Origin of the sequence: Variovorax sp. N23, assembly GCF_025486315.1 — a bacterium.
Taxonomy (GTDB): Bacteria; Pseudomonadota; Gammaproteobacteria; order Burkholderiales; family Burkholderiaceae_C; genus Variovorax.
This window is the reverse complement of sequence record NZ_JAOOPY010000006.1, coordinates 324,401-335,514: the sequence shown is the minus strand read 5'-3', so window position 1 is coordinate 335,514 and position 11,114 is coordinate 324,401. Positions and strand designations below refer to the sequence as shown.

Here is an 11,114-nt window from a genome sequence, read left to right as displayed (position 1 = left end):
GGCGAGCACCGCAGCGAAAGGCGGATCAGGGCCGCGCATGTTTGAGCGAAACGAGTTTGCGCGGACCCCGCCTTTCGCGAGGAGCAGCAGCGAAGTCCGAAGGACCGCAGTCGTCTGCCGCCCACAGCCCTACCGCCCGCCGACGCCCCACGCGCATCGGAAACCGGCAACAAACGAACCTCAGCGCCCAAGATAAACCTCGATCACCCGCTCATCCGCCTGCACTTCATCCAACGTGCCTTGCGCCAGCACCGACCCGTCGCACAGCACCGTCACGATTTCCGAGATCGTGCGGATGAAGCTCATGTCATGCTCCACCACCATCAGCGAGTGCTTGCCCTTGAGCGTGAGGAACAGCTCGGCCGTGCGCGCGGTTTCCTCGTCGGTCATACCGGCCACAGGCTCGTCGAGCAGCAGCAGCTTCGGGTCCTGCATCAGCAGCATGCCGATCTCCAGCCACTGCTTCTGGCCGTGGCTCAGGTTGCCCGCCATGCGCGACACGCTGTCGGCCAGGTGGATGGTTTCGATGATCTCGGCCAGCCGGTCGCTCTGCGCCGAGTCGAGCCTGAACAGCATCGAGCGCTTCACACCCTTGTCCGTCTTCAGCGCGAGTTCGAGGTTCTCGAACACCGTGAGCTGCTCGAACACCGTCGGCTTCTGGAACTTGCGGCCGATGCCCAGCTGGGCGATTTCGGCTTCCTTGTGGCGCAGCAGGTCGATGGTGCTGCCGAAGAAGACAGTGCCCGAGTCGGGCCGCGTCTTGCCGGTGATGATGTCCATCATCGTGGTCTTGCCCGCGCCGTTCGGGCCGATGATGCAGCGCAGCTCGCCGGGCGCGATGTCCAGGCTCAGCCTGTTGATCGCCTTGAAGCCGTCGAAGCTCACGCACACGTCCTCGAGGTAGAGGATGCGGCCGTGCGTGACGTCGACTTCGCCGGGCGTCGCGTGCCGGCCGAAGTCGGCAGAACGGCCACCGGATTCAGTGCTGCCGCCGGGGTATGGCAGGCCGTGGGCACGCGCCGCGCGCTCGGCGCCGGCTTCCATCAGGTCGGGCGTCATGCGCGGGCTCCTTTCGGCTCGACGGCGATCGACGGCAAGGCGCTCGGTTCCACGCCTTCGGAGGCGGCCAGCGCGCGCTGGGCCTCCAGGCGGCCATCGCTCAATGTGCGCCTGTCCTTCGCCCGCCACTTGCGCACCAGCCCGACGATGCCGTTCGGCAGGAACAGCGTGACGGCGATGAACAGCGCGCCCAGGAAGTACAGCCAGTACTCGGGGTAGGCCACCGTCAGCCAGCTCTTCGCACCGTTGACGATGAAGGCGCCGATGATCGGGCCGATGAGCGTCGCGCGCCCGCCGACCGCGGCCCACACGGCGATCTCGATCGAGTTGGCCGCGCTCATCTCGCCCGGGTTGATGATGCCGACCTGCGGCACGTACAGCGCGCCGGCCACGCCGCACATGATGGCGGAGATGACCCAGATCGTGAGCTTGTACGGCAGCGGGTTGTAGCCCGAGAACATCACGCGCGTCTCCGCGTCGCGGATGGCCTGCAGCACCCGGCCGAACTTGCTGCCGATGAGCCACTTGCTGAACAGGAAGAAGCCCAGCAGCGTGGCGCCGGTGAGCGCGAACAGCGTCATGCGCATCTCCTGCGTCGCGATCGGAATGCCCAGGATGCGCTTGAAGTCGGTGAAGCCATTGTTGCCGCCGAAGCCGGTCTCGTTGCGGAAGAACAGCAGCATCGCCGCGAAGGTCATGGCCTGCGTGATGATCGAGAAGTAGACGCCCTTGATGCGCGAGCGGAAGGCGAAGAAGCCGAACACGAAGGCGATCAGGCCCGGCACCGCGACGATCAGGATCAGCGTCATCACGAAGCTGTCGCTGAAGGTCCAGTGCCAGGGCAGCGTCTTCCAGTCGAGGAACACCATGAAGTCCGGCAGGTCGCTCTTGTAGTTGCCGTCGCGGCCGATCTGGCGCATGAGGTACATGCCCATCATGTAGCCGCCCAGTGCGAAGAACATGCCGTGGCCGAGCGACAGGATGCCGGTGTAGCCCCAGATCAGGTCCATGGCCAGCGCGCAGATGGCGTAGCACATGATCTTGCCGACCAGCGCCACCGCGTAGTCGCTCATGTAGAAGGTGCTGTCGCGGGGCACCAGCAGGTTGAGCATGGGCGCCACGGCGCACACGATGATCAGTGCGATGAAGAACACGGTCCAGCCCTTGCCGCTCAGCAGCGGGCCCTTGGAAGGTAGTACGACTTTGCTCATGCCTCTGCGCTCCGACCCTTCATGGCAAAGATGCCCTGCGGCCGCTTCTGGATGAAGATGATGATGAAGACCAGCACCGCGATCTTCGCGAGCACCGCACCGGCCCAGCCTTCGATGAACTTGTTCAGGATGCCCAGGCCCATGGCCGCGTACACCGTGCCGGCGAGCTGGCCGACGCCGCCCATCACCACCACCATGAACGAGTCGACGATGTAGCTCTGGCCGAGGTCGGGGCCGACGTTGCCGATCTGGCTCAGCGCGCAACCCGCGAGGCCGGCGATGCCTGAGCCCAGCGCGAAGGCGTAGGTGTCGATGCGGGCCGTGTTCACGCCCATGCACGAGGCGATCGGGCGGTTCTGCGTCACGCCGCGCACGAACAGGCCGAGCCGTGTCTTGCCGATGAGCCAGCCCATCGCCAGCAGCACCAGCCCTGCGAAGATGATGATGCCGATGCGGTTCCACGGCAGCGTCACGTTGCTCAGCATGGTGAAGCCGCCGCTCATCCAGCCGGGGTTCTCCACGCCGACGTTCTGCGCGCCGAAGAGCGAGCGCACCATCTGCTGCAGCATCAGGCTGATGCCCCAGGTGGCCAGCAGTGTCTCGAGCGGCCGGCCGTACAGGAAGCGGATCACGCCGCGCTCCAGCACCGCGCCGACCAGCGCCGAGGCCAGGAACGCCACCGGGATGGCCGCGACCAGGTACAGGCCGAACATCGATTCCGGGACGTAGCGCTGGAAGATGCCCTGCATCACGTAGGTCGCGTAGGCGCCGATCATCATCAGTTCGCCGTGCGCCATGTTGATCACACCCATCAGCCCGTAGGTGATGGCCAGGCCCAGCGCGGCCAGCAGCAGCACCGAACCCAGGCTGATGCCGCTGAAGATCGCGTTGATGCGGTCGCCCCAGACCAGCGCGCCATCGATGCTGGCGATGGAGGCCGCGATGGCGCGCCTCACCTTCGCGTCCGCCTCATCGGCCAGCCGCTGGTTGAGCAGCAGCTTGGTGTCGGGGCTCTTGCGCTCGGCCAGCGCTTGCGCCGCGGCGATGCGGCGCGCCGGGTCGACGCTGTTGATCATGGAGGCGGCGCGCACCAGTTCGAGCTGGGCCTTGATCGCGGGGTTCGTCTCCGCCGCCAGCGCGCGCTCGACGGCCGGCAGGCGCGATTCGCTCGGCTCCTTCAGCAGGGCCTGTGCCGCCTCGGCGCGGACCTTCTCGTCGGGGCTGGTCAGCTGCAGCACGGCCTGCGCGGCGTCGAAGGCGCCGCGCATCAGGTTGTTGTTGACGACGTCCTCGGCGTCGTCGGGCACCTTGGCTTCGGCGCCGGTGACCGGGTCGTAACCCTTGTCGTCCTTGATGACGAACACCTTGTCGGCGGTGTACTTGACCGCGTCGTCGGCCATCGCCTGGATGAAGGCCGCGGTCTTCTCGTCGGCGGTGAGCACCGCCTTGTCGAGCGCGGCAATGCGCGCCTCGGTGTCGCCCGAGGCGATCGCCCTGGCCTCGTCGGCCGTCAGTGCGTGGGCGGACAGGGCCGCAAGAAGCGCGAACGCCGCCGCGCAGGAATGGATGAAGCGCATGGGTATTCGCACGGCGTCTCTCTGATGTGGGAACACCGCGGAACCGGCTTCGCCGGGCCGCAGGTGTTGCCCCCGGTAGGGGGTGGGAGGAGGCGACACGAAGTGCGCCGCATCCTGGGGGCGAGCCAAGTTACATCGACTTGCCGGCAGGCTGATCCGGCTTCTTGTCGTTGCCTTCGATGTACGGGCTCCACGGCTTGGCCTTGACCGGGCCCGGCGTCTTCCACACCACGTTGAACTGGCCGTCGGCCTTGATCTCGCCGATGAACACGCTCTTGTGCAGATGGTGGTTCTTCTCGTCCATCTTCGAGACGATGCCCGACGGTGCGTTGAAGGTCTGGCCGGCCATGGCGGCGATCACCTTGTCGGTGTCGGTCGACTTGGCCTTCTCGACGGCCTGCTTCCACATGTGGATGCCGATCCAGGTGGCTTCCATCGGGTCGTTGGTCAGCGGCTTGTCCATGTGGCCCGGGATCTTCTTGGCCTTGGCGTAGTCGCTCCACTGCTTGATGAAGGCGGTGTTGGTCGGGTTCTTGATCGACATGAAGTAGTTCCATGCGGCCAGGTGACCCACCAGCGGCTTGGTGTCCACGCCGCGCAGTTCTTCTTCGCCGACCGAGAAGGCGACGACCGGCACGTCCTTGGCCTTCAGGCCGGCGTTGCCCAATTCCTTGTAGAAAGGCACGTTGGAGTCGCCGTTGATGGTCGACACCACCGCCGTCTTGCCACCGGCCGAGAACTTCTTGACGTCGGCGACGATGGTCTGATAGTCGCTGTGGCCGAACGGCGTGTACTTCTCGTCGATGTCGGTGTCCTTCACGCCCTTGCTCTTCAAGTAGGCGCGCAGGATCTTGTTGGTGGTGCGCGGGTACACGTAGTCGGTGCCCAGCAGCACCCAGCGCTTGGCGCCGCCGCCTTCCTTGCTCATCAGGTAGTCGACGGCCGGGATGGCCTGCTGGTTGGGGGCCGCGCCCGTGTAGAACACGTTCTTCGACAGCTCTTCGCCTTCGTACTGCACCGGGTAGAACAGCAGGCCGTTCATTTCCTCGACCACCGGCAGCACCGACTTGCGCGACACCGAGGTCCAGCAGCCGAAGATGACCGAGACCTTGTCCTGGCCTAGCAGCTGCTTGGTCTTCTCGGCGAACAGCGGCCAGTTGGAGGCCGGGTCGACGATCACGGGTTCGAGCTGCTTGCCCAGCACGCCGCCCTTCTTGTTGATGTCCTCGATGGCCATCAGCACGGTGTCTTTCAACACCGTTTCAGAGATCGCCATCGTGCCCGACAGTGAGTGCAGCACGCCGACCTTGATGGTGTCGGCGGCGAATGCGGGTGCAGCGGAAATGCTGGCCAGCAGGGCGGCGGCGCTGAGCGCCTTGAGGGTGAAACGACGTTGCATGGTGACTCCTGCTCCTGTGTGATTGACTTGAACCGTTGCGGTCATCGGGGTGATGCGCAGCGATGGAGCGAAGTCTCTTCGGCAGGGAGGAAGTCACAAATACGCCGGGTGGCGTACGGGCCGACACGCCGGCAACGCGGCGTCCGACTCAGCGTGCCGGGGCGAACTGCTTAGCCACGAACGCCCACACCAGCTTTGACGCGTCCGGCCCGGCCGGGTCGCTGAAGGCCTGCCGCGCAGTGCCGCCGCTCCATGCGTGGCCGAGCCCGCAGATCTCGCACAGGCGCACCAACGTGCGGCCGTCGCGTGTGAAGTCGAGCACGCGCATCGGATGCCGCTTGCCGCGCTGCATCGTGCGCAGCACACCGGGCCGGGCGCCGGTGGCGGTGGCCCACACGGCGGCGGTGTCGCTCGCATTGCCCAGCGTGACGACACTGTCGGCATCGCCATGCAGCACCAGCAAGGGCGGAAGGCTCGCGCCCACCGCGGCCGCGCCGAGCGCCTTGCCGACGGCCGTCACCGACACCACCGGCGTGCGCTTGCCGCGCATCGCGCCGAGCGCCGTGGCCGGCGATTGCGCGGCCCCCGGCGCCACGCCCGAGTGCATCGCCACGGCCTTGAAGCGACCGGGGTAGTGCGTGGCCATCAGCACTGCCATGCTGGCGCCGGCCGAGAGCCCGGCGACGGCGATGCGGTCGCGGTCCACCGGATGGAACAGGCAGACCTGGTCGACCGCGGCCATCAGCGTGGCGGCCTCGGCGCGGGCCTTGCCGCTGCGCGTGTCGTACCAGTTCCAGCAGCCGTGCGGGTTCACCATGCGGTCCTGCTCGGGGTAGAGCACGAGGAAGCGCTCGCGCGTGGCCAGGCGGTTCATGCGGCTGCTGGCGGCGAGGTCGCGGCCGGTCTGGCCGCAACCGTGCAGCATCACCAGCAGCGGCAGCTTTTCGCCGGGCGCGAGCGTCAGCCCCGGTGGCCGATAGAGGTGATAGCGGCGCGCCCCGGCCGGGCCGACCGCCATGCCGGAGAGCCAGTCGCCCGGCCCGGGCGGGGGCTTGTTCTGCTGGACGGCAGCCTGCTGCCATTGCGCCGCGGCGCGCTTGCCGGCCCCGAAGGTGACCTTGGTGAGCGCCCGCAGGTTGCGCGCATAGGCACGCGTCAGCGCGGAGGTGGTGGAACGGCGAACCATGCCCGCACGGTAGCAGCTTCCGCGCCGCGCAGGACGATGGTCAGTAGCGCTCGGGCACGTACATGCTCGCGGGGACCGGCAGGCGCAGGTAGTCGGGGTTGCGCACGCGCGCCGGCAGGTCGACCGGCGCGTGCGCCACCTCGTGATAGGGCAACTGGTCGAGCAGGTGGGCGATGCAGTTCAGGCGCGCCTTCTTCTTGTCGACCGCCTGCACCACCCACCAGGGCGCCTCGGGGATGTGGGTGCGCTCGAGCATGGTTTCCTTCGCCTTGGTGTATTCCTCCCAGCGGCGGCGGCTTTCGAGGTCCATGGGGCTGAGCTTCCACTGCTTGAGCGGGTCGTGGATGCGGCCGAGGAAGCGCAGGTGCTGCTCGTCGTCGGTGATGGAGAACCAGTACTTGATGAGCTTGATGCCCGAGCGCACCAGCATCTTCTCGAACTCGGGCACGCTGCGGAAGAACTCCTCGTACTCTTCATCGGAGCAGAAGCCCATCACCCGCTCGACGCCGGCGCGGTTGTACCAGCTGCGGTCGAACAGCACGATCTCGCCGGCTGCGGGCAGGTGGGCGGCATAGCGCTGGAAGTACCACTGCGTGCGTTCGCGGTCGTTGGGCGCGGGCAGCGCGGCCACGCGGGCCACGCGCGGGTTCAGCCGCTGGGTGATGCGCTTGATGACGCCGCCCTTGCCCGCCGCGTCGCGGCCCTCGAACAGGATCACGACCTTCTGCTTGCTGTGCTGCACCCAGTCCTGCAGCTTCACGAGTTCGCCCTGCAGGCGGAACAGCTCGCGGAAATAGGCGGCACGGGCGGCCTTGTCGACGCCGACCGGCGCGCCGTCCTCGTCGACGTTGCGGTCCTCGATCTCCAGTTCGAGTTCTTCGTCGTAGCTGTCGACCAGGTCGCGCGCAATGCGCCGCATCAGTTCGTCGTGGTCGGGTTGGGCGTTCGGCAGCGTCATGGTGATGGGGCTCGAAAAGGTGGTGGCGATGCTGCCGCGGCCGGATGACGGCGGCATGACAAGACCGTGACGTTGACACACGGCTGTCATGCGCCTGAGCAAGCATCGGCCGCTCCTCCCTGTACGACAGACGCTTTTCGCTTGCCTACCATGACCACGCCTGCCCCCGCTCAGGATGATGCGGGCCTGATCTGCGGCTACCTGTTCGACCCCGTCGAGACCGGTGCGGCGCGCCCGGTCGACCTGGACGCGGCGGCCCACTGGCTGGCCGACCCCAGCGCGCCCGACGGCTTTCTCTGGCTGCATTTCAATCTGAGCCATGCGCAGGCCGAGCGCTGGCTGCAGCGCCACGCGCAGCTGTCCGACGCCTTCTACGAGACGCTCAAGGACGGCTCGCATTCCACCCGCATCGAGCGCGACGAGGACGCGCTCATCGCCGTGGTGAACGACGTGCACTTCGACTTCGGCTTCGAGCCCTCGGACATCGCCACGCTGTGGATCAGCGTCGGCCCCCGGCTGGTGGTCACCGCGCGCACGCAGCCCCTGCGCAGCGTCGACGCGCTACGCACCGCGGTGCGGTACGGCGAATCGCCGCGTTCGAGCGTCGCGCTGCTCGAGCAGCTGATGCGCACCCAGGCCGACGGGCTGGTGGAGATCGTGCGCGGCGTGACCACCCGCGTCGATCACGTCGAGGACGAGCTGCTGAGCGGCCGGCTCGACCGCAAGCGCGCGCGGCTGGGCGTGCTGCGCCGGCTGCTGGTGCGTCTGCAGCGGCTGCTGGCGCCCGAACCGGCGGCGCTGTTCCGCCTGTTGCAGCATCCACCCGCCTGGATGGCCGAGGACGACGTGCAGGAACTGCGCGGCGCCAGCGAGGAGTTCTCGGTCGTCCTGCGCGACATGCAGGGCCTGCAGGAGCGCATCAAGCTGCTGCAGGAAGAGATCGCGGCCAGCGTGAACGAGGACAACAACCGCAGCCTGTTCGTGCTGACGGTGGTGACCGTCCTGGCCCTGCCCATCAACATCCTGGCCGGCCTGTTCGGCATGAACGTCGGCGGCATCCCGCTGGCCGAGGACAGGCACGGCTTCTGGATCGTGGTGGCCATCGTGGGCGGCTTCACCGCCATCGCGGCCTGGGTGGCGCGGCGCCGCAGGGACCGATAGTCCCGCAGGGTTGTCGCCGGAGCGCCCGGCGCCCAACGAGGCGAGCACTTAAAATCGGCGCGTGCCTTCCATCCTCAATGCCGACCTGCACTGCCACTCCGTGGTGTCCGACGGCACGCTCACGCCCGAGGCGCTGGCCGAACGCGCCGCGGCCAACGGCGTCGAGTTGTGGGCGCTCACCGACCACGACGAGGTCGGCGGCCAGCACCGCGCCATGGCGGCGGCCAAGGCCCAGGGCATGCGCTATCTCACCGGCTGCGAGATCTCCGTGACCTTCGCCGGCGAGACCGTGCACATCGTCGGCCTGGGCTTCGACCCGGACGACGCCCGCATGCGCGCCGGCCTGCAGGCCACCCGTGGTGGCCGCGGCGAGCGCGCACAGGAGATGTCGGCGGGCCTGGCGCGGGTAGGCATCCCCGGCGCTTACGAAGGCGCCCTCACCTTCGTCGGCAATCCGGAACTGATCTCGCGCACCCACTTCGCGCGCTTCCTGGTCGAGAGCGGCGTCTGCCGCGACACCTCGGAGGTGTTCCGCAAGTACCTCACCGAAGGCAAGCCGGGCTACGTGCCGCACCGCTGGGCCACGCTGAAGGACGCGGTGCACTGGATCACGGCGGGCGGCGGCATCGCCGTGGTGGCGCACCCGGGGCGCTACAACTTCACCGCCAACGAGGAGCATGCGCTCTTCATCGAATTCCAGGCGCACGGCGGCCGCGCGATCGAGGTCGTGACCGGCAGCCACAGCCCCGCCGAATACGTCGAGTACACCGAGAAGGCCCTGGAATACGGCTTCGCCGCGTCGCGCGGCAGCGATTTCCACAGCCCCGACGAGAGCCACGTCGACCTGGGCAAGCTGCCCTGGCTCCCGGGCACCCTGACACCGGTCTGGGAACTGCTCGAAGACCGCATCCAGTGAGCGCCAAGCAAGCAGGCGCGCGCGACCGCGAATCGGAACGCATCCTCGCCGGCATCGGGCTGGTGCTGCTCTCGGTCGCCTGCTTCGCGACGCTCGACACCGCCACCAAGGTTTCCGTGACCACGGTGCCGATTCTGATGGGCGTGTGGTTCCGCTACGCCTTCCAGGCCGTGGCCACGTCGCTCGTGCTGCTGCCGCGCCACGGCGTCGCCCTGCTGCGCACCGCGCATCCGCGCTACCACCTGTTGCGCGGGGCGCTGCTGCTGGTCACCAGCATCCTGGCCTTCTTCAGCCTGCGCTACATGCCGCTGGCCGAGTTCACGTCGATCGTGCTGATCGCACCCCTGGCCGTGACCCTGCTGGCGGCCACCGTGCTCAAGGAGCAGGTGTCGCCGCTGCGCTGGGCGCTGGTGGCGGGCGGCTTCGCCGGCACGCTGGTGATCCTCCGCCCCGGGGGCACCGCCTTCAGCTGGGCGATGCTGCTGCCCTTCGGCCTGGTGGTGACGAACGCCTGGTTCCAGGTGCTGACCAGCAAGCTGGCGCAGACCGAGAACCCGCTCACCATGCACTTCTACACGGGCTGGGCCGGCACCCTGCTGGCGTCGGTGGCGCTGCCTTTCGTGTGGCAGAGCCTGCCGTCGTGGCAGTGGTGGGCGCTGCTGTGCCTCATGGGCCTGATGGGCACCGTGGGCCACTTCATGCTCATCCTCGCCTTCCAGCGGGCGCCGGCCTCGACGCTCACGCCCTACCTCTACGCCCAGATCGCCTTCGCCATGCTCGGCGGCTGGCTCGTGTTCTCGCACGTGCCCGACGTCGTCTCGCTGGTGGGCATGGGCATGATCGCCGCCTGCGGCGCGGCCGGCGCCTGGCTGACGGTGCGCGAGCGCCGCGTCCCCATCGAACCTGCGGAAGGCTAACCCCATGGCTCAATACTTCGAAGTTCATCCCGAGAACCCCCAGCAGCGCCTGCTGAAGCAGGCCGTGGTGCTGCTCGAGCGCGGCGAAATCGTCGCCGTGCCGACCGATTCGAGCTACGCGCTGGCCTGTCACCTCGACGACAAGGACGCGGTCGACCGGCTGCGCCGCATCCGCCAGGTCGACGACAAGCACCACCTGACGCTGCTGTGCCGCGACCTGAGCGAGCTGGCCAACTACGCCAAGGTCGACAACAGGCAGTACCGGCTGCTCAAGGCGGCGACGCCCGGGCCCTACACCTTCCTGCTGGAAGCCACCAAGGAAGTGCCGCGCCGGGTGAGCCACCCGCAGCGCAAGACCATCGGCTTGCGCGTGCCCGACCACAAGGTGCTGTCCGAGCTGCTGGCCCTGCATGGCGCGCCGCTCCTGGCGACCACGCTGATCCCGCCGGGCGAGACCGCCCCGCTCAACGACGCGCAGGAGATCCGGGAGCGCTTCGAGAAGCTGATCGCCGCCGTGATCGACGCTGGCGCCTGCGCCTCGGAGCCGACCACCGTGGTCGACCTCACCCCCGTCGGCGAGGGCGGCGAGCCGGTGGTGGTGCGGCTCGGGCGCGGCCCGGTGTCGCGGCTCGGTCTCTGACGCTGCGGCCGACAGGAACCGTCTGACACAATGTGCCCTATTTTCTTCGCGGCCGGCCCCGCCTTCGATCGCCTCTTGCCCGCCCCCTGT

Annotated in this window: 10 protein-coding genes; 4 read left to right on the top strand and 6 right to left on the bottom strand. The window is 68.0% G+C overall.

The window, feature by feature from the left end; all coding sequences use genetic code 11:
• Positions 1 to 180: 180 nt before the first annotated feature.
• The 6 genes from urtD to ppk2 all read right to left on the bottom strand — a co-directional run bounded on the left by urtD (position 181) and on the right by ppk2 (position 7,390).
• The gene (gene urtD, locus N8A90_RS12345) at positions 181 to 1,059 is read right to left on the bottom strand and encodes an urea ABC transporter ATP-binding protein UrtD (protein WP_262075168.1); all 879 of its coding nucleotides are present in this window, start codon (positions 1,057 to 1,059) and stop codon (positions 181 to 183) included.
• Positions 1,056 to 2,270 (bottom strand): urea ABC transporter permease subunit UrtC, encoded by a 1,215-nt coding sequence (gene urtC / locus N8A90_RS12340; protein WP_262075167.1) that lies wholly within the window; start codon positions 2,268 to 2,270, stop codon positions 1,056 to 1,058. Before urtC ends, urtD begins: the two co-directional genes overlap by 4 nt.
• The gene (urtB, locus tag N8A90_RS12335; RefSeq protein ID WP_262075188.1) at positions 2,267 to 3,847 is read right to left on the bottom strand and encodes an urea ABC transporter permease subunit UrtB; all 1,581 of its coding nucleotides are present in this window, start codon (positions 3,845 to 3,847) and stop codon (positions 2,267 to 2,269) included. The genes urtC and urtB overlap by 4 nt, the downstream gene beginning before the upstream one ends.
• A gap of 130 nt (positions 3,848 to 3,977) precedes the next feature.
• Positions 3,978 to 5,246 (bottom strand): urea ABC transporter substrate-binding protein, encoded by a 1,269-nt coding sequence (urtA, locus tag N8A90_RS12330; protein ID WP_262075166.1) that lies wholly within the window; start codon positions 5,244 to 5,246, stop codon positions 3,978 to 3,980.
• Positions 5,247 to 5,394: 148 nt separating this feature from the next.
• Complete coding sequence (locus N8A90_RS12325; protein ID WP_262075165.1) at positions 5,395 to 6,432, bottom strand: alpha/beta hydrolase family esterase; 1,038 nt, start codon at positions 6,430 to 6,432, stop codon at positions 5,395 to 5,397.
• A 40-nt stretch (positions 6,433 to 6,472) separates the two neighbouring features.
• Positions 6,473 to 7,390 (bottom strand): polyphosphate kinase 2, encoded by a 918-nt coding sequence (gene ppk2, locus N8A90_RS12320; protein WP_262075164.1) that lies wholly within the window; start codon positions 7,388 to 7,390, stop codon positions 6,473 to 6,475.
• 150 nt (positions 7,391 to 7,540) lie between these two features.
• Here ppk2 and N8A90_RS12315 point away from each other — a divergent pair, with 150 nt between their 5' ends.
• The 4 genes from N8A90_RS12315 (at position 7,541) to N8A90_RS12300 (ending at position 11,024) form a co-directional block, all read left to right on the top strand.
• Positions 7,541 to 8,551, top strand: a complete 1,011-nt coding sequence (locus N8A90_RS12315) for a transporter (protein ID WP_262075163.1) — start codon at positions 7,541 to 7,543, stop codon at positions 8,549 to 8,551.
• A 61-nt stretch (positions 8,552 to 8,612) separates the two neighbouring features.
• A complete protein-coding gene (locus tag N8A90_RS12310) occupies positions 8,613 to 9,467 on the top strand; it encodes a 3',5'-nucleoside bisphosphate phosphatase (RefSeq protein WP_262075162.1) in 855 nt (284 codons plus the stop codon).
• A complete protein-coding gene (locus tag N8A90_RS12305; RefSeq protein WP_262075161.1) occupies positions 9,464 to 10,384 on the top strand; it encodes a DMT family transporter in 921 nt (306 codons plus the stop codon). The genes N8A90_RS12310 and N8A90_RS12305 overlap by 4 nt, the downstream gene beginning before the upstream one ends.
• Positions 10,385 to 10,388: 4 nt before the next feature.
• Complete coding sequence (locus tag N8A90_RS12300) at positions 10,389 to 11,024, top strand: L-threonylcarbamoyladenylate synthase (protein WP_262075160.1); 636 nt, start codon at positions 10,389 to 10,391, stop codon at positions 11,022 to 11,024.
• The last annotated feature ends 90 nt before the right edge of the window (positions 11,025 to 11,114 follow it).